General features: G+C 74.4%; 2 protein-coding genes (1 of these 2 only partly in view). Both read right to left on the minus strand.

Going from position 1 to position 23,383, the window contains the following annotated elements:
- The gene (locus ACFUNE_RS24985) at positions 1-594 is read right to left on the minus strand and encodes a type VII secretion system-associated protein (protein WP_383572187.1); all 594 of its coding nucleotides are present in this window, start codon (positions 592-594) and stop codon (positions 1-3) included.
- Positions 587-23,383: the 3' portion of a lonely Cys domain-containing protein gene (locus tag ACFUNE_RS24990; protein ID WP_383572190.1), read on the minus strand. It continues 3,708 nt past the right edge of the window; 22,797 of the gene's 26,505 nt are visible here — the last part of the coding sequence; its start codon lies off the right edge, out of view — the gene reads right to left on this strand; it ends in the stop codon at positions 587-589. Before ACFUNE_RS24990 ends, ACFUNE_RS24985 begins: the two co-directional genes overlap by 8 nt.

The following is a 23,383-nucleotide window of genomic DNA, read 5'->3' on the forward strand; positions in this document are numbered from 1 at the left end:
CTATGACGGCGGCTCGCCCAGTGCCTCCGCGAGCCCTTCCGTGGCCAGCACCATGCTGACGGGGGCCGAACTGTTGAGGCAGAGGCTGTGGCCCGCAGGGATCCGGCCGAGCAGGTCCACGACCGGCAGCCGCGCGAACCCCAGTCCCATGGCTGTCCGGAGGTACTGGGGCGAGGTGTAGACCGGGACCACCGCCGTGCCGTCGGGCGCCGACGCGCTTACGGGCTCACCGTCCGCCGTGATCAGTACCGCGACCTCGGCCGTGGCCAGGGCCGAGGTGACGTCTGCCGCAGGACCGTACCCGGTGGTGGCGAGCTGGACGGCTCGGTCCACGTCGTCGACGGGCTCGGGCCATCCCATCGCCTCGGGTGACGGCCGGTAGTCCTCGTTGTCCTCCCACTCGACGATCACGCCCCGGGAGTCGGAGCGCCACTGACCGACCATGGCCCACTCCGGCGGCGGGCCCTCCCCCCGCCATGCCGGATCGCTCAGGTAGAGCCAGTGGTCGGGTGCCAGCCTGGCGGCCTCGACGAACTCCTCCGGAGGCGGAGGGTCCACGGGGGCGGCGGAGGGTTCGGCCTCGGGCTCACTCATCGGTTCCTCGCTCGCTGGGGGTGCCTGGGTCGCCCGCGCCGGGCGGCGCGAAGTGCGGGTTGGCGACGTACCCTCCGACCGGGATGCCGTACTCCATCGGCTGCGCGCCTCGGATGTACCGGCGGTCGACGCCTCCGGGGAAGAGCACCTCCTCCTGGTCGGGGAAGGGCGAGGCCAGGCCCAGGGTGGCGTTCACGTCGATGCCTCCGGGGGCCTGGATGTCGTAGCGCCAGCGGTAGCGGCGGTGCAGGGCGGCGGCGCCCATCGGGTTCGCACGGGCACTGTCCCGCACGTAGTCGCGGTTGGCGGTCGTGCTCGCGAAGACCGTGTGCGGGACCTGGGCGCTGCCGCCGTAGACGTGGTCGATGATGTGCACGACGTCCGGCCCGTACGCCCTGAGCCCCTCGCCGAAGACCTGCTCGGGTCCGTCGGGGCTGAAGCGGTACAGCGGGCCGTCGTGGTCACGCCACAGCGCCTCGGGGAACGTGACGCCCGTGAGCGGTGCCGGGTCGGCGGCGACGGTGGCCGGGGCGACGGGCGGGGTCGGGCTCACCGGTCCGGTGGCGGGCCAGCCGGCCGGTACGGGCGAGGGGTCCGCCTCGTCCGGGGTGCTCTCCACGGTCGACAGGCGCGAGGAGGCCACGAGTCCGCGGCCGGGCAGGTACCAGTCCCAGGCCGGTCCCTCGGAGTACACCCGCCCGGCCATGTCGGTGACGCCTCCGGCGGACGGGCCTGCCGGGTTGTACTCGCCGCGCAGTCCGAGTGACGGGATCTCGGCGGCGAACACGTGGAAGTCCGGGTCGTCCTGGCCGTAGCCCCATACGGTGTGCCGGTCGGTGGAGACGGCGACAGGGAACTCCTCCAGCGTCTCCGCGAACCGGGAGTCGAACCTGCCGTCCGCCGACCAGAGCTGGTCCTGCCCCGCCGGGGCCGCACCGTCGCCGGACTGCACACCGTTCGCGGCCGGGCCCGCCGTGCCGGGCTGCGGGCTCGCGGGCAGGGGCGGCGCGACAGGGCGCGGTCCCTCCTGGGGCCCGGCCGGGTCGACGGGCCTGGCCTCGCGCCAGTCGGCTGCCGTCGGGCTGGTCATCGTGGCCAGCGAGTCGGTCAGCGTCGGCACCGGGGTTCCGGCATCGTCCGTCCCGGACAGGTCCACCGGGAACGGGCTCCACCACACGCTGCGGCCCAGCCGCTGGGCGACCAGGTCCGCCAGCCCCGGCGCGGGACCGCCGAGCCCGTCGAGCACCAGGAGGACGGGGGTCGACAGGGGCAGGCCGCGCAACGCCTCGTCGGCGGCGAGCAGTTCGGCGAACTCCCCGGCGGAGACCCGGTACGGCGTCCCGTCGACGCTCACGTCGAGGTGGTCGTCGTCCTGGAGGTCCACGGAAGCCCGCACCACGTAGGGGGCGGGCTTGTCCTTGCCGGACGCGTCCTGCCCGGCCCACGGCGCGTCGACGATCCCGCCCGGCGCCCGGAACCGGCTCGTCGCGGGCAGGGGGGCGGACCCGTCCTGCCAGTCGCGTCCACCGCTCGTGCCGGACCCCGGACCCGACGGCAGCATCGGGTTCTCGAAGGCACCGCTCTCCTCCAGGTCGTACGCCGCCGCCACGTCGGGGTCGGCCATGGCCCGGCCCACCGCGAACCCCCGGGTGAGCAGGGCCATCACGTCGTCGCGCAGTGCGTCGTTCGCCTCGACGGCGGGATCGAGGTGCTGCACCCGCGTGATGAACGTGTCCGCGTCCTGGCCGGCCGCGGCCATCGCCTCCTCGGCCTTGACCCGTGCCCAGAACATCCGAGCCCGCTCCGCTGCGCCCACCTCGTCGGGACCGGACAGCTGCAGCGCGACGACCGCTGCCTCGTCCACCGCCGTCGTGTCCTGGAGCCACCGGGCGGCCGAGTGCAGCACCGGCAGGTCCACGAAGCCGCTCACGGGCAGGGCTGATCCCGGCTGCCAGGCCTGCGCCGCCGCGGCCAGCACCCTGCGGGTGACCTGCTGGTCCACCCCGGAGGCGGCCTCGGGGTGCGCGGCGACGACCCGCCGCAGCAGGTCCGTCGAGAACGGGCCGGTCGGGCCGAGGTCCGGATCGGCGTGCCACATGCTGTCGATCGCGCCGACTCCGCGGATCAGGGCCGCGTGGTCGGGGGCGTCCTCGATGTCGTGCCCGAAGACCATCCGCAGGGCCCGCACCAGCCGCAGCGCCCCGGCCCGGCTCGTCGGTGACGGCTCGCCCTCGAATCCGGCCTCCCGCGCCAGCCGGTCCAGTTCGGCGCCGCGGGGCTCGGGACGGCTGGTGTCCCACCATGTCCGGTCTCCCCGGGCGTCGGTGAACAGTACGCGCACGGGCTCGCCCTGGTGCGTGTACGCGGCCTGGAGGGAGTAGGACAGCCGTACCGTCCGCCGCGTGACGTTCGCCAGGTGCTGCCCCATGGAGATCGCGTCGTCCGCGAGCGGATCGGCGGCGAACGGGACGGGGAAGGAGGCGCCGATCTGCGACTGGTCCTGCGTGGCCCTGTCCCGCATGGCCGACGAACTGCAGATCACCAGGTCGATCCAGTGGTCCTGGGGCAGGCTCGACAGGCTCTTGCGCCGTCGCAGCCACTCCCCCGCCTCGCGCCGGCCGGCCGTCCTCGACGTGCCGTCGGCCAGCGGCAGCGTCATGCGACCCGGCTGGCCGTGGCCCGCCAGGTGGTACGCCTTGTCCTTGGGGCCGGGATCGTCCAGGGGGAGTCCGGCGGAGTACGAGCCCGTGGCGGGGTTGTAGTGGATGTACTTCGTCATCTGGTCGAGACGGCTGTAGTTCTCCTCGCGCGCACCGGCCAGCTCACCGGGATCGTGCAGGCTGCGGCCGATCTGCTGCCCGGTCAGCGCGCTGACGACGGGCTGGGTCAGTACGTCGCGGTGCCAGTCGGGGGTGCCCTCGTCGGCGTCGGGCGCCAGGCCTGGGCGGACCGGGACCCAGGAACCGTGGGGCAGCCCGTCGCGCCGGATCACGGCGATGGTGCCCGGTCCGGCCGGGTCGGGATGACGTCGCGCCAGGCCGCTGTGCACCCACACGGTGTGGCCGGTGCGCTCCGCCAGCTTCCTCGGGAGTTCCAGGTACCGGTCGCCGGCGAAGGGGACGGCGAGCACGATCGGGGTCGTCGCCGGCAGGCCCTGCCGTGCCAGGTCGGCCGCGACCAGTTCGGCCAGTTCGTCGGCGTCGAGGTCCGTCGTCGTCCCGTCGGGCAGCCGTGCCGTGACCGTGTCGTGCCGCCCGTCGGCCAGAACGGCGTACGGGGCCACGTCCCAGGGCCACGGGGAGAAGGCCGCGGCACCCGTGGGCAGGAAGCCGCCGGCGGGGTCGGGGGCGAGGTCGTCGATGAGGAGGCCGTCCAGTTCGACGGTGTCGGTACCGGCCCAGTTGAGGCCGGGGACACGGTTTCCGCCCACGGCGACGAACCGGTCCCGGTCCTCCGCGAGTACGCCCTCCTCGTCGAGGTGGAACGCCGTCAGCGCGGCGGTGCTCGACGCCCTCCCGGCCGCGATCGCCCGCTCGACCATGGTGTAGAAGTCCCTGCGCATCTCCGGGTCGACCAGCACGTGCGGAGCCATGTGGAGGATCCGCCGGGCGGACGCGTCGACGTCGAACGCCCCGGCGCGCAGGGCCGGGTCCTTGCGGCGCAGAGCGTCGAGGGTCTCCACCGCCGCCGCGTGTCCCGGTGACGTGACGGAGATCGTGGCCTGGCGGCCCAGGTCTGCACTGCTCACCTGCTCGGACGCGCCCACGGTGACACCCTGTCCGGGCACGCGTGCGCGGCCGCGCGAGGTGATCGTGAAGTCCTTCGCGGTCAGCCTCGGCTGTCCCGCGGGCTGGTTCCGCTGAAGGGTGTGCAGCGACTGGTCCAGGAGCTCGACGAACAGTTCGCGCGCGGCCGCCGCGCGCTGGTCGCCCCTCCCTCGGGCAGCTTGTTCCCGGTCCTGGGCGGTCCCCGTCCCGCGCGCGTCGGCGCCGTACCCCGCGATGTCGGCCTTCGGCAGCGGCACCCGTGTGCGCCGGTTGCGCAGACCGGCCTCCGCCACCCGGAAGGCGAGCCGTTCGACGTCCGCACGCGCGCCGGCCGAGGGGCTCGTCTCTCGCTGGTCGAACGTCACGAGACTCTGTCGGGGCAGGGCGGCGAGGGGTCCGGCCGACGAGGCGGCCGCAGGCGCGACGAACACCGGCTGTCCGCCGCCCGTGGTCAGAGCGGTCATGTCGAGGTCGGTCATGTCCAGGTCGGGGAAGTCCGGGCCGGTCATGTCGAAGTCGAAGTCGAAGTCGCCCGGATCGAAGCTGTCCAGGTCCATCCGGTCCAGCACCGAAAAATCGAACTCGGGCAGGTCCGTGCCCGTCCCCGACTGAGCCGCGGGGGCCGCCCGCCGCGCGCCCGTCCCGGCGGGCTCCGTGGTGGCCGGCGTCGTGGTGGCCGGCGTCGTGGTGGCCGGCGTCGTGGTGGCCGGCGTCGTGGCGGGCGAGGTCGTGGTGGGCGGGGTCCACCGCTGCGGCAGACCCAGCCTGGAGCGGAGGGTATCGGCCAGGTGTGCCGCGGTGCCGGTCCCGTCGGTCAGCAGGTGGCCGGCGACACGGCGCACCGCGTCGCGGAAGGCGTCGCCCGCGTAGCGGGAGTCGGCGAGCACCGAGTGGGGTTCCGCAGGCAGCACCAGCGAGACCGCCGCGGCCCAGGCGCGGGTGGTGCCGGCCTCGTCCGTGCCGTCGGGTGCAGCGCCCGCGAAGTCGGCGTACGCCTGCTCCCACAGCCGCCCCGACGCCTGGGCGGCGGCCGTTTCCATCGCGTCCGACCACGCGTCGGAGTGGGCCATCCGCACCCGGAGCCGTTCCAGCGGCGGCAGTCCGCCCATGGGCAGCCGGCCGTCCCCGCGCAGCATCATCTCGGTCCGCTGCCCCTGGGAGAGCGTGATGCCGACGGCGTCGAGGTCCTCCGGGGCGACGGTCTCGCCCCCGGCGGGTTCCGGCAGCACAGGCGGCAGGTCGCTATCGGTCAGCTGCAGCGCGATCCAGCCCCGTTGCGCGCTGTCCCTCGGGACGACCGGGGACCTGTCATCCCGGACGGTGTCGCTGCTCCTCGCCGCACCGAGTGCCTCCGGGGCGATGCCCAGGGCCAGCAGCCGCGCCTCGGCGCGCTCCAGAGCCGCGCGCGCCCTGTCGACCCCGGCCCACGCCTCGGCAGCCACCGTCCGGTCGCCGCCGGTCCGCTCCGTCGTCGCGGCTTCGGCGGCGGCCTCGCCCAGCGCGGTCAGCCTTCGCCCGTGCGCGTCCCACGCGGCGGCGAGATCCGCTGCGGCGGCACGGGCGGCGGAGGGTGCTCCGGGCGGGTTCGCCGCCTGCGGCTGCGGGCGGTCGGGCCCGGCGGTGACGGGCCGGGTGCGGATCGGCCGGGCCGGGCCGGGACGGTGCGGGAGCGCCCCGTGGGTATCCGCCTCGCCTTCGCGGGTGCCGGTGCCCGTGGCGGGCAGGGGCGTCAGCTCGTCGAGCAGGGCCTGGGCGTGCTCGTCGGGGAAGAGCCCGTCCCGGGCGACGTTCTCCCGCAGTTCCTGCTCGGTGAGGGGGTGGATGTTCCAGTACCGGCCCCAGTTGTCCGCGTAGTCCAGCGCCGGGTCGTGACCGGGCACGTCGTCCAGAGCCAGCTGGGCGCCGCGCATCACCTCGTGGGCGGTGTGGTGGCCCACCGTCAGCGAGATCGCCAGCATTCCGGCCCTGATCAGACCGAGGTCCAGGTCGACGCCCCACTGCTCCCGCATCCGGGCCGCCTGCACCAGGAAGCGGTACGTGGACCCGGCGGTGCCCGTGGCGACCAGGCCGCCCGACTCCTGGGAAGCGCCCTGGAAGTCCGCGCCCATCGGGATGTCGTACACCGCGGTCGCAGGCATCCACGTCAGCCCGAACTCGTTGACCGCGATCCGGCGTTCCGGCTCGCTCAGCGGCGGCCGGACGGTGTCCGGGTCGGCCGGGGTCACCACCGACTGCTGCAGCTCCGCGACCGCGGCCTCCTTCTCCGCGAGGGACATGGCCGAGGCCTGGATCTCCAGGGCCTTCCGCATGTACTCGGCGTAGACCTGCCGTTGCCGCCGGCTCGGCCGCTCAGCGGTGATCTCCGCGTGCATCTCCTCGGCGCCGCCGAGCATCTCCGGTACGAGGTCGCTGGAGATGCCCTCGTACAGGAACGCCACGAGCTCCCGGAGGTTTCCGCTCCGCACCACGCGCTGGAGCGCCTCGCGGGACTTCCCGACGACACCCGCCTTGGCCTTGTTGACGTCGCCGAACGTCGCCAGCGCACGCGGATGCTGCCGGCGCGCCGTCGCCCACGCGGCACTCGCCATCTTCCGGAACTCGGCGGTCACGGCCGCGTGCTCGGCCAGGTACTCCCCGAGCCGCTTGTCGAAGGCCACCGACTCCTCGGCGTAGCGGATGCGTGCCAGCACCCACGGGGGCGCGTCGCTGTTCCTGCGTTCGGGGCTCGGCCGCGCGGAACGGCCGGGCGGCCGGGACCCGGCGCGCTCGCCGCCGGTCACGGACTCCGGGGTCGTGGGCCGGGTGACCTCCGGTTCGGCAGGCGTCGCGGGCTCCGACGTCGGCCGCGTGTCCACGGCCTCTCCCGGAGCGGGTTCCCCGACCGGTGTGGTGCGGCCGGACGGTGCCGGCGTCACCAGGCGGTGGTCGTCGATGTCGATCGTCACCACGCGCCCCTGGGCGGGAGCGGTGGCGCTGCGCACCCGCTTCGCGGTCTTCGTGAGGCCGAAGTCCCGCACTCCGACGCGGGGTCCGCTCTCTCCGGCCTGGAAGGCCCCGAGGACCTGGGCCAGTTCGGACGCGAGCGCCGTGGCGACGGCGTCGGCCCGCGCCCGGGCGCTGGCCTGGGAGCGGTTGCCGTGCCCGGTGACGGTGACCGACGGCATCGGCAGGCCGTGGGCCCGGTTCCACAGTCCCGCGCGGGCGAGCGCGAGGGCGAGAGCGCCGATGGTGTCGTCCGCGTCGGCGGGTGTGTCGTGCCGCTTCTCCTCGAAGTGGATCGTCCGCTGGTGCAGGCGTGGCGTGTGGCCGTGCAGCACCACCGTCGTCAGCGGATTCGCCACGGCCGGCGAATCCTCGGACAGCAGGCCCGCGTTGGCCTCGTGCGCCGACTCACCGGGACGCTTGCTGTACGCCCGGAGGAACCACAGGTCCTTGCTCTCGATCACCGGCGCGGCGGCCCGGACCGCCTCCTTGGCGCGGGAGCGCGCAGCGGCCACCTCGCGCAGTGCAAGGGCGTGCTCGGGCCGGTCCTCGTCGAAGTACCAGGGAAGTTGCTCTGCCTGGTGGACGTCGGCGAGGGCCCTGGCCACCGAGGCGAAACTCGCCGTGCGGGCGATCTCCGCCTCGTCCGCGCCGCCGCGCCGCAGTCCGGCGAGGCGCTGCGCGGTCGCGGCGGCCAGCGCGGTGAGTCCGTCCTCGCCGTAGCGGTCGAGGTTCTCGTCGATGACGTCGTCGAGGAGTCCGTCCGGGATCTCGCTCCGGGAGTGGGTCTCGTTCTCCAGGGTGATCTGGTGGGTGCCGTCCTCGGCCGCCAGCACAACCTGGGCGAAGTGGTACGGGGCGTGCGGGCCCACCCGGTCGCCGGGCTTGGCGTGGTTGTGCGTGAACAGCTGGGCGCCGCCCTGGTTCGTGGTGCTGACCGACTGGATCAGGTAGCCCTCGCCGACCCCCGCCCAGGCGTACTCGTTGACGCCGATACGCCGTGCGGCGCCGGCCAGCCGGGTGCGCGCCGCGTCGTTGCGGGGCTCGTGGCTCAGGCCGCTTCCGTAGCGCTCCCCCGGCGTGGGCGCGCCCACCACACCTCCGGTGAAGCGCCTGTCCTGGCCCGTACGGCGCGCGGCCCAGCGGGGGGACACGTCGGTGGCGGAGCCATTGCCCTCGGCGACCTCCGCCAGCGCTTCGGCGAGATGGTGGGTGCCGGTGACCTCCCGGCTGTGCATGCCGTTCACCGGGGCCGTGGCGACGACGCCGGTGGGGCCCCGGAAGGCGACGTGGGACAGGGGTGCGGACGTCGCACCGGCCACCATCCGGGCGAAGTCCCGTGTGAAGGCGTGCTCGGAACCGCCGGAGTCCGTCAGGAACTCGGGCTCCACCCGGAAGAGCGGCTCACCGTACGAACCGTCCTCCCCCGGCAACAGCACGCCCACCGACTCGTCGGCCCGCAGCCGCACCCCGGCCCCGGCAGCGGCCAGCCGCGCCGACGAGCGCTCGATCGCCGCGCGGGTCGCGTACGCCTGCTGGACATCCCCCGTCGCGAGGGTCGCCAGCGTCCGGTCCTCGGAGATGCGCAGGGGAGGCCGGTCGGCCATGAGGACGTCGCCGTGGTCCTGGCGGGGCATCACCAGGGCGTCGGTGCCGTCGCCGGCCCGTACCTCCCCGACCGAGCGCGGGAGCGGCGGGGTGAACAGGACGCCGGTGCCGCGCCGGTCGATGACGCCGTAGTCGCGCGTCGTCAGCGGGCGGGCCCGGAGCGCCTCGATCCGGCGGTCCAGGACCGCCCGGTCGGCCAGGCGGTCGAACTCCGCGTCTCCGTCGCTGCTCGACCGGTCGTCCTCGCTGTCCGGGTAGGACACGCTGTCGGTGTCGCTCCCGCTGCTGAGGTCGCGGGCTCCGGGCAGTCCGCCGTCCTCGGGCGGGTCGGTCGAGGCCCAGCTCGCAGCGGTGTCGCCGTCGTTCAGGTCCAGCATGAGGTGGCGGGTCCCGGCGGTCGGGTGTGTGGCCACCTCGACCGGTGCCTCGGGGTGCCAGACGCGGCGGCCGGTCGTCCCGGCGACGAGGGACGCGACGGTCGCGGCGTATTCCGGGGGGAGCACCAGGACGATGTCCGCGCCGCGGGGGCGCGTGGAGTCGTACGCGATGAGCCTGGCCAGCTCTTCGGGACTGTCCACGAGGAAGGTCCGTCCCGGTACGGAGACCTCGACGCCGTCAGCGGTTCCCTCGGCCACCACGAGGTACGGGTTCTGCCACGGGGCGTGCCGCTGGATGACCCGGCTCCGGGCCCGCACGGCGTAGGAATCCGTCTCGGGAGGGGCATGCCCCGGTCCGGTGAAGTCCCGGCCGACGGCGTTCCCTTCGGCGTCGCGCAGCAGTGTGCTCTCGTCGAACGCGCCACGTCCGGTCTCGATCTGCCGGTCGATGAAGTACACGGCGAGGTCGTCGGTGCTCGCGAGGTCGTCCGAGGAGGCGTCGAGCGCCAGCGAACCGAGCAGGTGGACGTCCGCGGCACCCGGCCGGACCCCGTCGCCCATGTGCAGGACCTGCCGGGTGACCCGGATCAGGCCGTTGCGCAGCGCCTGCGGCGACGGGTTCGGGCCCGCCTCGGCCAGGACGAGGCCGTACAGCGCCTCGGAGGTCTCCGAGAGCCGGTCGCGCGGAACGCTGCCCAGCACGGGGCCGAACACGGAGTTCAGCCAGCCCTGGCCGGCCCAGGCCGGAGGTTCGGCCTCGTCGTCGGAGTCCGTGTCCGACTCGTCGGAGGCCTCCGCCAGGGTGGGCAGGCCGTCCCCGGCGGGGAGCGGGGGCGGTACGGCGCCGTCGGGGCCGGTCTGCGGGGAGGCGGAGGGCAGCGACACCGGGTCGACCCACACCGGCTCCCGGAGCTCCGCCGTGGCGCCTGCCCTGGCGTCGGCCCAGCTCGTCCCCTCCGGCGGGGTGTGCGGCGTGATCTCCCCGGCCACCGCGGCCCACAGCTGGAGATGGCGCGGTCGCAGACCGCTCTGCGCGAGGCCGTCGGGGGCAGGCTCACGGAACGCACCGAGCAGGCTGCCGGGCGCGTCGAGCCGGTCGGGGTTGCTCGCGTCGCGCGACTCGTCCCGCAGGAACAGTTGGTGTGCCAGTTCGTGCGCGAACTCGGCCGGGTCGGCGTCGGCCCACCACGCCCGCTGGTTCATCCGCTGGTCCCGGCCCACGAGGTCGACCGTCAGATGGGGCTCGCCGTCGGACGGCACCAGCTCGACGGTGACGTGCAGCCGGTCGCCGTCGGGCAGCTTGTGCCCCGGCTCGTTGTAGAACTCCTCGACGCCCTGGCGCACCCGTGCCATGACACCGTCCGTGTCGGCCTGTCCGTCCCCGCCGCGGAGGGCGAGCCGCACGGTGAGGTCGGTGACGGTCTCGCCGTCGTGGGTGAACCGCCGCACGTCGAAGGCGGATCGCACGACGATGCGCGGCCGGTCGTCGAGGCGGGCGCGGGGCGCGCCGGGGCCCGCTTCCCTCAGCGGTATGCGCAGGGCCGTGTCGCCGTCGCTGGTTGGCACCAGGTACAGCGCCGAGGAGTCGGCCACGACCCGGTGGGGAGCGGCCTCCTCGTCGAGCTCCTCCAACACGGGCGCGAGGGTGTCCACGTTGGCGACACGGCCGATCCAGCCGCTGTCGCCGCGCAGGATCGTGCCCGTCGCCGCGTGGACGAAGTCGTGGCCGAAGCGGGTCCATCCGTCCGGCGGGATCTCCTGCCCGTCGGGGAGCCGGATGTGCCCGGTGTCGGCGACCTCGTAGGAGAAGGGCTCCACGCGGGATTCGGCGGAACGCGTGTAGGTGAACCACCGGTTCGGCCGCGGGCCCCCGGTGGCCGGCGCGCCGTCCTCGGCGGTGCGGACCGGGGTCTTGCCCTTCGCGGTGCCGGTGTCCGGTGACGGGCCGGGCGCGGGCACGCCGGTGGCGGCGCGCACCTCGGCCACGGGCACGGCTGAGCCCGGGTCGACGCCGTACCGGGGCCGCATGACGGTGATCGGGCGGCCGATCGGCCACTGCTCCGCGACCGGGTCGAGGCCGTCCTCGCGCGAGCCTCCCGGCAGGCCGCCCGGGCCACGGGTGGCGACGTGTCGCGGTCCGCCGCGGTGGTCGTCGACCGTGATGTTCACGGTGGAGGACGCCGAGTCACCGGCGGAGGTCCGGCGGTCGCGCACCGAGACCGGCTCGACGGTGAACCGGTCGGCGGTGACGTGCGGCTGCGGTGTGCCGTCCTGGAGTGCCGCCAGCGCCGTGGCGAGCTCCTGCCGGAACGAGTCCGCGACCGCGTCGGCGCGCACCTTCGCGATGTCGCGGCCGATGAGGCGGCCGCCGCGTCGGCCGGTGACCTGGACGTCCGGCAGGGGCAGGCCGTTGCTCTCGTTCCAGAGCGCTGCTCTGGCCACCACCTTTGCCAGGTACCGGAGGGAGTGCATGGCACCCTCGGGCGTCTGCTGGGCGCCCTTCTCGAAGACGACGGGCACCGGAAGTGCCTGCTGGCCCCGGAGCACGACGGCGGTGAGCGGATTGGCCTCGGCTGCGGGCCTGTCCCCCAGCAGCTCCGCGTTGGTGTCGTGTGCGGACTCGCCGGGACGCTGCGAGTACATCCGCATGTACCACTGGTGCTTGCCCGCGATGACCGGTTCGAGCTGTCCGATGCGCAGCGCGGCGGCGCGGGTGGCACCCTCCAGCGTCTTCTCGGCCGCTGCCCGCTCCGCCGAACCCGCGGGCGCCGCGTGCATGTCCGCCTGGGCCTGCTTCGCCCGGATCAGTGCGAGGGTCAGGTCGAGGTAGCCGCGCAGCTCCGCGAGCTGCTTGTCCGTGCCCTCGTCCGGCTGTCCCTCGATCTCCTGGCGCAGTCGCGACGCGATCCCCCGCAGATCTGCCAGGTCGTGGTTGCGCAGGTTCGCCTGGGCCGCCCTGCGGTGCCGGTGGTTGCGCTGGGAGGCTCGTGCGTGGTTCTCCAGGGAGATCTGGTCTCCGCCGTCCTCGCTGGCCAGGACCACGGTGACGAAGTGGTATCCGAAGTGGCCGCCGCCGGGACCCGCCTGCGGTTTGGCGTAGTTGTGCTCCAGGCTCGGCTGGCCCTGTTCGCCGGAGGCCGCGACGGACTGCACGACGTAGCCCTCGCCGATGTCGGCCCATGCGTGCTCGTTGATCCCGATCCGGCGCGCGGCGTCGGACAGGGCGTCGCGCCGCGGGTCGTCCTCCTCGGCGAGGCTCAGCGCGCTGCCGTACGCCCGGCCGGGCAGCGGACCGCCGTCGCCGCCCGTGGGACGGTCGTCCTGGCGGACGAGGGACGCCGCCCAGTCCGGATCAGCCGTGTCCGGACGTGTGTCGCCGTCCGCGAGACGGCCCAGGGCTTCGGCGAGGTGGTGGGTGCCGGTGACCTCGGCGCCGTCGGAGGCGTTGACCGGTGCGATGACCACCGGGCCGGTCCCGGGGGCGCGGAAGACCATGTGGGTGGTGCGGGAGGTGTCGGCGACCATGTCTGCGAAGTCGCGGCAGATCTCCTCCGTGGACTGGCCGGACCGGGTCAGGAAGACGGGGGTGACGAGGAAGAGCTGCCTGCTGCCGCCGCCGGGGACGGGCAGGATGACGCTCAGGTCCCGTTCGGTCCGCAGACGCACCACGGCGCCCGCGCGTGCCAGCTTGACCGACGCGCGGGCGACGGCCTCCTCCGTCGCGAAGACCTGCTGCCCGTACATCCCGTTCTCGACCGCGAGCGTGCGGTCCGAGGCGATCCGCAGGACGGGCCGCTCCGTGACGAGCGTCTCGTGGTACTCCTGCACGGACATGGCGAGTTCGGGCGCGTCCTCCGTGCCCGTCAGGGCCTGCGGGGTCTGCCAGCTCCCCTGGATCCCGCCGGGCCTGCGGAAGATCACGTCTGTGTCGCGCCCGTTGACAACGCCGTAGTCCGTCGTGGTCAGCGGCTCGGCCCGGCGTGCGTCGACTCCCTCCCGGTGGTCGGAGTCCCCGTACATGCCGACGATGTCCGAGACGTCCACGTCGCTGTCGGAGTCCTCGCCCGGCTGGGCGGAGGTCCACACCGTGCCGACGTCGTCGCCTTCGCCGAGGGGGCCCAGCGTGATGTGGTCGGTGCCGGTGCGCCAGTCCGTGGACGGGCGGGGGCTGTGCTCCGAGTACCACACCCGGCTGCCGGTCAGGTCGGCGACGTGCTGCGCCAGGGACGCGATGTCACCGTGGGGCACGACCAGCACGATGTCGGCGCCGGGGCGCCGCGCGGGGTCGCGCGCGACGATCCGGGCGAACTCCCCCGGGTCGTCGAGCGTGAGCGTGCCGCGTGGCGTGTTCAGCTGGACCGAGTCGGCGTCCCCCTGGGCGAGGACCGTGTGGGCAGCCTTCCACGGCGCGGGCCAGGTGCTCAGCAGACCGTCCTCACCCTCCACCGCGTACGAGTCCAGGGGCGGCACCACGGCGCCGGTGCCGGTCCAGTTCCGCCCGGTGCCGTGCTCGGACACGAACCCGGTGCCCCGGCCGAAGGCCGTGTCATGGCTCGTCAGATACGCGGAGAGGCTGTCCTCGTCGGCCAGTTGGGACGGGTTCGCGCTGAGAGCCAGCGAGCCGAGCACCAGGAGGTGCTGCTCGCTCACCTCTGCGTCCGGGGCAAGACCCAGCACCCGTCCGGCCAGACCGTGCAGGGGATCGCCGGCGGTCACGGACGAGGGCTGCGGGTGCCGCTGGGCGAGTTCCCGCAGGGACAGGGCCGTGCCGACCAGCATCTCCGCCGAGTACTCGTCCCGGGCCGCGGGACCGAAGAGGGCGTCGAGCCAGACCTGGTGCGTGGTCTGCGGGGAGCCGACCGCACTGCCGGCGTCCTCGGAGTCGTCGAATTCCTCGGTGTCGCTGGTGACGTCGGTGAAGCGGAACCGCGCGAGCGAGCCGGAGTCGGAGTCGTCGGTGAAACGGAACCGCGCGAGCGCCTCGGTCTCGGGTACGGCGCCCGACAGCGTGCTCAGCTCGTACGCCTCCTCGCCTGTGAGCCCGGGGAGGTCGCCGTCGGCGGCCGGGGAGCCGGGCGAGGGGGGCAGCGGAACAGCGGCCGGGTCCTGCGGTCGCGCGGGCGGGGGCGGCGGGACGGTCCCGACCGGCGTGGTGGCCCGCGCCTTCGGCTCCGGTGCCGGGGTACGGGTGAGCAGGGGGACGAAGTCTCCCCCACGGCGGCGGAGAAGGACCGTGGGACTGTCGGCGGACGGCCCGGAGTAGGTGTGGGCGGTGCCGTTCTCCTCGACCAGGATGACGGTGGTGCCGGTGGCGGTGGCGGCCCACGCGGCGACGGCCCGGTCGGCCCCCGGCCCCCAGGGGGCGAGGGCGAGATGGCGGCGCAGGTGCCCGTCCCGGGCCTCCTGGCTCGGATCCGGCGCGCCCGGGCGGGTATTCATCGGCGGCGGCGTGAAGAGGGAGTCACGCTCACCGCGCTCGCCGGGCAGCCCGTTCAGACGCATCAGCTTGGCGGGTGGAGCCTCGGCGCGCATGCGCAGCCGCGCCGCCTCGTCGCGGTCCGTCCCGGACTGCGCCGCCGCGAGGAGCAGGGCCGTGGAGAGCGCGCCGAAGAAGCCGTTGCCACGGCCGGAGGGGGCGCCCTGCGTGTAGGTGGCACCGTCGGGAGCGGTGAGGACGCCGTCCCGGCCGAGCCGGAAGCGGGGGCCGCCGGCCTCCTTCGGCGGCATCCAGGGCGGGGTGTCGTGACTGCGGTGCGCGGGCGGCTTCCCGGTATCGGGTGGCGTGGTGTCCGTCGTCCCGGCCGCGGGGGCGGGAAGCGGTGTGACGACGGGGGTCGCGGTCCCCTGGGGCAGCGCGGCGTGGAAGAAGCCGTCCGCGACGAGGAGGACGGGGTCGGCGGCCGGGTCCACCGCGGCCGGGTCGGTGCCGTGCGGGAGGAAGAGTTGTTCGCGGCCCTCGCCGGTGACCACCGTGAGCGGGGTGCCCAGGACCCGGGCGGCCAGCGCGGGCAGCAGGTCGGCGCCGCCGTGGTCACCCGCCCGGCGCTCGGGCGGGGCGGGTTCGCCGTCCGCGACGTCCTGACGCGGTTCGCTCGCGAACGGGCGGGAGAGCGCCGCGCCGACGAGGGCCACCCGCTGTGCGGGGGTCGGCCAGACCGTCACCGGGAGGCGCCCGAAGGCGTCGAACTCGGCTTGCTGAGCGGCGCTCAGCTTGATTCCCGAGGCGTCGAGTTCGGCCTGGGTGAAGGTGTCGGCGACGTCCAGGGCGAGGGCGTCGAGCAGGTCCTCGTTGCCGTCCTGGCCCAGCGCCCAGGCCAGGCGGTCGCGCGCGGTGCCGATGGCCTCGGCCGTGACCGCCGGGTCGGTGGGATCGCCCGCGAACCGTTCTGCGAGATCGGTCCCGAGCAGGTGGGGCAGGCGGCCACGGTCCTGAGCTGCGGCGAGCAGCGCGTGGAAGAACGAGGCCCCGTCGTGGGGCATCTCGTGCACCTCGCGCACCGTGGCGCCGTCCGGTGAGGTGAGGGTGCGCGGCGCGGTGTCGGTGGCGGCGGTGATCCGGTACGGCTCGGGCGTCTCGGAACGCCAGGCGGGCTCGGTGTACGTCCGGGGGTCGTCCTTCACCGGGACCGAGACCGAGCCCTGGTGATGGGCGGTGAGGCGGGAGGCGGCGAGGTGCAGCCGGTGGTGGTCCGCCGCGGCGGTGTCGGTGCGCTGCTCCCAGCGGCGCACCTCGTCGCGGGCGGCCTGCCAGGCGGCGACAGCCGGGGACGGCTTCACCGCAGCGCCGGAACCGTCCGCGCCCAGGGCGGTGCGCTCGTCATCGGTCAGGCCGAGCCACGTCTCGCGGGTCCGTGCCCTGGCGTCGTAGTAGCCCTTCTCGGCGGTGGCGAGGTCGCCCGCCGCCCTGGCCTGGTCGTCCCAGGCCGTGAGGACCTCGTCGGTGAACGAGGAGTCGTCCAGGAGGCCGTGGTCGCGGGCGATGTCCTCGCGCAGCCAGACCAGCGCGGTGGTCTCCGCCTCGGCGGCGCGCGGCCCCCGCTCGGCCTTGCCCAGCGCGAACATGGGGCGGCTGTCCGTGACCCGGTGGTGCACGTCGGACACCGCCAGCCAGCTCACCGGAATCGCGAAGAGCATGCTCCGGTCGGTGACGACCTTGATGTGGGTGCCGAGGGTGGTGTCCGCGGTGCCCTTGAGCGTGGTGCCGTCGTTCGTACCGCCGATCGGGACCGTGGCACCGGGGTTGGTGACGCCCGCGTTGCTGTTGCCGGCCAGGGGTGCGGTGCCCACCGCGCCCTCGACGTTGTCGGTGATGCCGGCGTCCAGCGCGTCGGAGGTCTTCGCCCGCTGCATGGCCTCCATGCGCGGCTTGTTCTCCACGGCGAGCAGCCGGGCCCCGCTCCGGTGCATCCTCGCGTAGAGGCGCGAGTCGGCGGTGTGGGACTGGCCGAACAGGTGGGTGGAGGCCTGGGTGGGCAGCGGTGTGCCGGTCGCGCCGAGCGCCTCCCGGAAGCCCGAGGTCAGGCCGACCTGCGCGGTGGCCTCCTGCTGCGCCTGCCCGGGGGCCGTGCCGAGGCCGGTGAGCGGGGTGTGGTGGGCCATGCGCACCCGTCCGTCGAGGACCGTGCCCGTGTGCCGTGTCCCGAGGTCGGTGTCGCCGAGGCCGTCGGCGCGTGCGGTGGCCAGGGTCAGCGCGTTCTGCACGTTGACGGCGCCCCGGATGTCCACGGCGAGGATGCCGGAGCCGACGACGTCGTCGAAGGGCAGCACGTCCGGATCGGCGCTGCCGGTGGGGTCGCCGCCGGAGGTGCGCCAGGCGGCGATGCCTTCCGGGCGCGCCTGGTCGGCGGTCAGTATCCGCACCGCGCGTGCGGGTTCCGGTACGTCCTGCTCGGTGAGCGCACCGTCGGCGCCTTCGCCGTCCGGGGTGAGCAGACTCGCCGGGAGCACCTCGTGGAGGCTGCCGACGGGTACGGCGGAGACGCCGGGGGCGAGCGGATCACCGACCGCGTCCGTCATGGTGACCGTCAGGGTGTAGCTGGTGACGATCTCGGCGTGGGCCTGGGTGGTGGCGATGTTCGGCATCGCGGTCGTGCCGGAGGTCCGGGTCAGAGCGCTCGACCGCTGCTTGGCGGCGGTGCCCTGGAGCGACGGGTTGGCCACGAGGATGCCGTTGTCCGCCGCACGCTCGCCCGCGCTGAGCGTCACGTCGGCGCCGCGGTCCTGGGAGGTGCCGCCGACGGTGTCGCGGGCGGTGGTTCGGTAGTCCTCCAGCTCGTAGCCGGTGCGCAGCCTGTCCACGGTGGTGGTGACCGGCGTCAGCTTGAACGTCATCTGCCCGGGGCTGCCGCCGACCGGCAGGTGGAACGGGCTGGTCCAGGCCCGGTAGCGGACCGGGAGAGTCATCCCGTCCGTCGTCAGCTCGTGCAGATGGGCGGCGAGGAAGTCCGGGGAGAGCCGCTGGAGGACCTGCTCCCGGTCGTGGGAGGGCACCCCGGCCTTCTCCAGCCGGCCCATCAGCTGCTGCGCGGCGGCGCCGGCGTCGAGCTGACCGCTGGGGTGGGTGGGGAAGCGGCGGCCGCGCAGGTAGGGCGGTACCCGGTATCCGCCGCCCAGGTTGTGCGGGGTGGTGGTGGCCAGGCCGTCGGGGGCGAGCCCGGCCTCGATGACGTCCTGCATCGGGAGGTGGAACATCACCGCGTCGCGTATGCGCTGGAGCGCGGCGGCGGCGCGGCGCGGGGCGAGGCTGTTGCCGAGGTTCTCGGAGAGCCGTCCGGCCAGGGAGCTGATGCGGGCCCCGGAGCGGGTTCCCACCGCGCCCGTCGCGGCCGTCCAGCGGTCCCGTACCGCGATGGTCTCGGCGGTGTCGGCGACCACCAGGTACATCCGCCCGGCGTAGGTGAGCGTGGTGTTGCGCCCCCGGGTGAGGGTCTGCGCCGCACTGCGGCCCTTGCCCCAGGCGTACTGCAGGGCGGTCGAGTAGGAGCCGACGACCGCCGGCTGCCCGGGGGCCTGCTGCAACGGAGTGTCGGCGCCCTGGAGGCCGAGGGTGGTGCGCGAGACGGTGCTCGCGCTGCCGTTGACGCGGTGTTCGTTGCCGACGGTGGCTTCGAGGCTGGCCGGCTTGGGGTCGCTCCTGACCCGGAAGTTGCTCAGTTCGCCGCGGATCGCCGCCTTGAGATAGTGCGTACGGAAGGGACCCGCACCGTTGAGACCGGCGATCCGTGAACCGAACGGGCCGAGGTACTGGCCGAGTTGTCCGGCGATGCTGAGGTTCGCCATCGTCCGGCGCAGCGCGGAGCGCACCGGGGCGCCGGGCGCGCCGACATGCCAGGAGGCGCCCGTCGCGCGGTCGGCGGTGTCCTGCGTGAGCTGCTGCCGCTGCGGGCCGCCCTCGGTGCTGAGCACCACGTGCGGGGCGCTCAGCAGCTTCTCGGTGAGCCGCCGGTCGGCCGAGTCCGCCCTCGGCAACGGTCGGGTGCCGTCCAGGAGTTGATCGGCCTCGGTGGAGGAGAGCTGCTGGGGTGCGACCGTGGGCGCCGGCGGAGGCCCGGCCGGTGGCGGGTCCGCGGGGGCGTGGTGCTCGGAGCCGTGCGCGGCCGGCACGGCCAGCTCCACGCGGCCCACCGTCTCGTTCCCCCGGGTGAACAGCGGCCGTTCCTCGACCTTGCTGACGAAGACACCGGCGCCCAGCAGGCCCACCGACGCGAGCCGTGCCCAGCCGCGCGGGCGGCGGTGGCCCTCGAAGGTGGCCCCCAGCTCCACCTGGTAGCTGTAGAGGTCGGCGCCGGTCTGGAACGTCAGGTGGTCGTGGGTGACCGCGACCGTGTTCCTGGTGGCTTTCGTGTCCGTCCGGGCGTGCCGGGCCCCGACCGCCACACTGCCGGCCTGGCGGGGCAGTCCGACCTCGGGCACCTTGTCGTGGTCGCGGGGTGAGATGCCCAGCTCCACACCGCCGGAGAGGGTGATGGCGGCCTGCTGGCCCTGGCCGGAGACCTCGGTACCGATCACCGCGTTCCGCAGGGAACGCTCACTCATGGTGGTCTCGAACCGCCGGTCGGTGAGGCGCGCCCTGAGGATGAGCGTGTGGTGGCCGCGGCGCACCTTGCCGTCCTCGGTGAGGGTGACCGGCACTCCGGTGGTGGTCAGGTCGTCGAGGCTCTGCGCCAGGCTGGGCCGGCTGAGCGCCTCCCGGACTTGACGGTCGTTGTGCAGTGCGGTCCGCATGCGCCCGTCGCCGTACCAGAGCCTGGCCAGCCGCGGATGCCGCAGCACGAGCGGCGGGACGAACAGCGACGGGTAGGAACGGTGCAGCGTGTCGAGGACGGTGTCGGCGAAGGCCCGCATGGGGTCCTGGGGAGCGGGCTGGGCCCGGGAAGCGGGCTGCACGGTCTGCGACTGCTGCGGCTGGACCCGGGGCGGAGCCTGCTCGAGGGGCTGCACCTGCGGCTGGGGCCGGCCGGGGCGGAAACCCTCGGCGCGTACCTGGCCGCTCAGGTGGACCGGGTCCTCCCGGGTGAGGTACCAGGGCACCGGCGGCTCGACGTCCGGGTCGGGGCCCGTACGTCCGGGAGTGCGGCTGTCCCAGCCCGCCAGGCGGCGTGCGTCCTGGGTGGAGATCCAGTCCAGGCTGACCACCCGGACCGGGCGGGCCGCCGACGGGAGCTCGCCCGGCTTGCGCACCATCAGCGTGCGCTCCACCCGGTAGAGCGCGACCGGGTGGTTGCGGACACGGCCGGTGGTCTTCCGTGCGGCGTCGGCACCGAGATAGTGGCCGCGCCCGGTGGAGAGGTCCACACGGACCAGCGGGCCGCCTTGGAGTCGTACGTCGGTGTCCGCGCCGGTGAGCGTGTAGTTGGGCCCGGCGGTGACCTGGAAGCCCAGCCGGGTGTCACGGACGTGGCCGCGCTCGTTCTGGTACGTGGTCTGGGTGAGATCGCGCAGCTCCGTCTTGACCGACTCGGCGACGAGGGTGGCCCGGTGCGGCACCGACCGCTCCACGATCAGGTGACCCAGCGGGCGCTGTCCGCTGCCCCTGGTCAGCTCGGGGCCGGTGACCGGCCCCGAGAACCGCCCGAACAACGCGAGGAGGCGCCCCGGCCGGACGTACGAGACCAGGGTGCGGTGTGCCGAACTCCCCGGACGGGCGCCGGAGATGGCGAGGGCCACGTCCTCCGGCGGGTCCACCAGGTGCAGCCCGGTGGTGTCGGCCATCCGCGGCTCGGCCCCGTCCGGGAAGGTGAGCGTCTCCGGTGCCCGCCGAGGCCCCTTGGAGGGCACGGTGAGGTCGTCCGGGATCCGCCAGCTGAGCCCGTCACGCATCGCGAACCCGGCGGTGTGCACCTGGGTGCGCCGCCAGTTCGGTTTCTGCGGAGGCGGGCCGCTCCGTCCCGTGGGGCCGTCGGACCGGGTGTCCGGCCCGGGGGCCGCGGGTGCCTCGGTGACGCGGTCCACCCGTACCCGGTAGTGGACGTCGTCCAGGTGCAGGTGAGAGCCCTCCCAGTTGCGCCACTCGGACTGGTTGTACGCCTGGGTGCCCTGCGCGTAGTCGGTCCTGCGGGTCCAGCCCAGCGAGAAGCCCAGCTTGAGCAGCCAGTTGAGGGGCGGCCCCATGCTGATCCCGCCCGCGATCCGCCGCCCGAAGCCGACGCTCCGCCCGCCGCCCGTACCTGCCTGACCGCGTCGCATGGTGTCCAGCCGGACGGTGGCGCCGTCCACGTTGGAGAAGCGTTCCCAGCGGTGGTACGGAATGGCCTCGACCGTCATCTCGTGGCCGACCCCGGACTTCTCCCGGCCCACGAAGCGCGCGCCGCGCGGGGCTGTGAAGGCACCGGGCTGATCGGTCAGCAGCCGCAGCAGCTCCGCCTCGTCGAACTGGGCGCGCAGTTTCGCCGGCAGCTTGCCCAGGATCTCCTCCGCCACCTGCTCGGGCGAGCGCAGGGTGGTCCTGCCCAGGCCGGTGAACAGTCCGGTCGGGCGGCTCGGCGTGGTGCTGTCCGTCCTGCCCCCCGGAGTGCTGTCGCCGGGGTCGGAGTCGGGGCTGATCAGGACCGTGGGCAGCCGACTGCCGTCCTCGAAGGTGACGGTGGCCGGCACCGGGCCGGGCGGCCGGGCGTCCTCGCCGGTCAGCAGGCGTGCCGGGCGGTGCCGTTCGAGCTGCGTCTCCAGCGGTACCCGGTCGCCCCTGTCGGGAGCCTCGGCGTCGGTCGAGCTGCCCGGGTCCGGGATGGGCTTCGGGTCCGGGGTGTCGGTCGAGCTGCCCGGGTCCGGGGTGGGCTTCGGGTCCGGGGTGATGTCCGGTTCGGGTACGGGTGTGAGCGGGGCCGAGGCCGGCACCAGCGCGTCGAAGTGGTCCCGGCCGTTGTAGGAGAGGTGCAGGGAACCGCCCTGGCCTCCCGGGTTGAGAGTGTTGACGAAGGTGCTCCCCGGCGCCTGCGGATCGGGCTGGACGAGCCGCAGGTCGAGGTCGAGGGTGTGCGCCAGCGATTCCGGGAGCAGGTCGGCGAAGGGCGAGGCCCACAGCCCGGGAAGCCCGGCCGCCGAGGCTACGAGCCCCTTGGTGCCGAGTCGCCACGCGTCGGCCGGAGTGGGCGCCACGTCGGCGAGGTGCGGGTAGTCGCTGTCCCGGAGGACGCGCTGCCACGCGGTGGGATCCCCGTCGGTGAGGATGTCGTGGGCCGTCCGGTTCCAGTGCCGGGTGATCCGTTCCAGCTCGGCCGGGTCCTGGACCCCGGCGACGGCACGCATCCGCAGGTCGTCCACGACGGCGAACACCGGGTCCGGGATCGCCAGGGCCACGGCGTCGCCCAGTTCGGACCCGGTGATCCGGTCGCTCAGCAGGCGGCGCAGGCCGGCCACGTTCCGCGCGGCCCACGCCGGCGGTATGTCCTGGGCGCGCGCGCTGTCGAGCAGTGACCGGAAGAGGCAGTCCCCGCCGCCGGGGGTGTCCAGCCGCCGGAAGGCCGATCCGTCCGCGTGCACGGTGTCCGCGGTGCCGGGTGCGGCCCTGCTGAGGAGGGTCACGTCCTCGGCGGCACTCTCCGCCCGGCTTCCCGGACGGCTCTGCGCCGACGTCAGATCGGGTCTGCGGCGCGCGAGTTCGGCGGTGTCCTCGGGGCTCATGGCCAGCTCGGACAGCGGCAGCGGGCTGTCGGAGAGGGACCAGGTGACCCGTGCGGTGGGCGCGTAGGCCAGACCGCGTACGTCCTCCGGCGAGACCAGGGTGGTCGGCGGCAGCGTGGGGGGCGGCGGGGGCAGCAGGGCGTCGAGCGTGGTGTCGGGTCCGGCGGTGGTACGCAGATCGGCCGCGGCACGCAGGAATTCGCCGTACTGCTCGGCAGTCGGGCCCGCCGCCGGATCGCCCGTGGTGGGGCCGCCGGGGCCGGGGCCGGTGGAGCCCTGGTGGTCGGTCACCATCCGGCGCAGCAGGTCCGGGGTCATGCGGCCGTCGCCGTAGCGGGCCGCGGTGTCCGGGCTGCGCCAGCGCAGGCCGTCCACGAAGGCGAGCCCTGCGAGCAGCTCCCGGTTCTCCGGGCGCTGCTCGGCGTCCGGGCCGAGGGCTTCACGCAGGGTGCGGACCTGCTGGAGGGTACGGGTCAGGGCGAAGGCGTCGGCCGGTCCCGGGCCCGAGTGAAGGCCGATGTCGCGTGCCAGGGCGTCCAGATCGGTACCGCTGGGCTCCGGGGTGAAGACCCGCCAGCGCCCCGGACCGTCCGCGCCCTCGGTGAGCACCGCGCGGACGTTGCCCTCGCTGTCCTTGGCCGTGCCGACCTCGGTGGTCGGGGCGTAGACCCGGCGCCCGGTCCGGTTCGCCACGTGCTGGGCCACCGGCAGCCCGGCCACCTCCGGCTGCTGTCCGGTCTCGCAGGAGAACAGGACCAGCGGCCGGTCCCGGGGGCCGTCCTGCGACCAGGAATTGAGCACCTCGCCGAACTGCACACCGCTGATCTTCACGGTGGGCCGTGCCGCGTCCTCGGTCCCGAGCGTGACGGTCCGTGGCGTGGCGTGTTGAACGAAGTAGTCGGCGCCGAGCTCGGTGCCCGAGCCCGGGAGCGGGGC

This window comes from Streptomyces sp. NPDC057287 (genome assembly GCF_042667905.1).
In the GTDB taxonomy this organism is placed as follows: Bacteria; Actinomycetota; Actinomycetes; order Streptomycetales; family Streptomycetaceae; genus Streptomyces.

Bases quoted from the DNA above. Each gene is read 5' to 3' on its own strand.
- ACFUNE_RS24985 (WP_383572187.1), bottom strand. From the start codon at position 594: ATGAGTGAGCCCGAGGCCGAACCCTCCGCCGCCCCCGTGGACCCTCCG.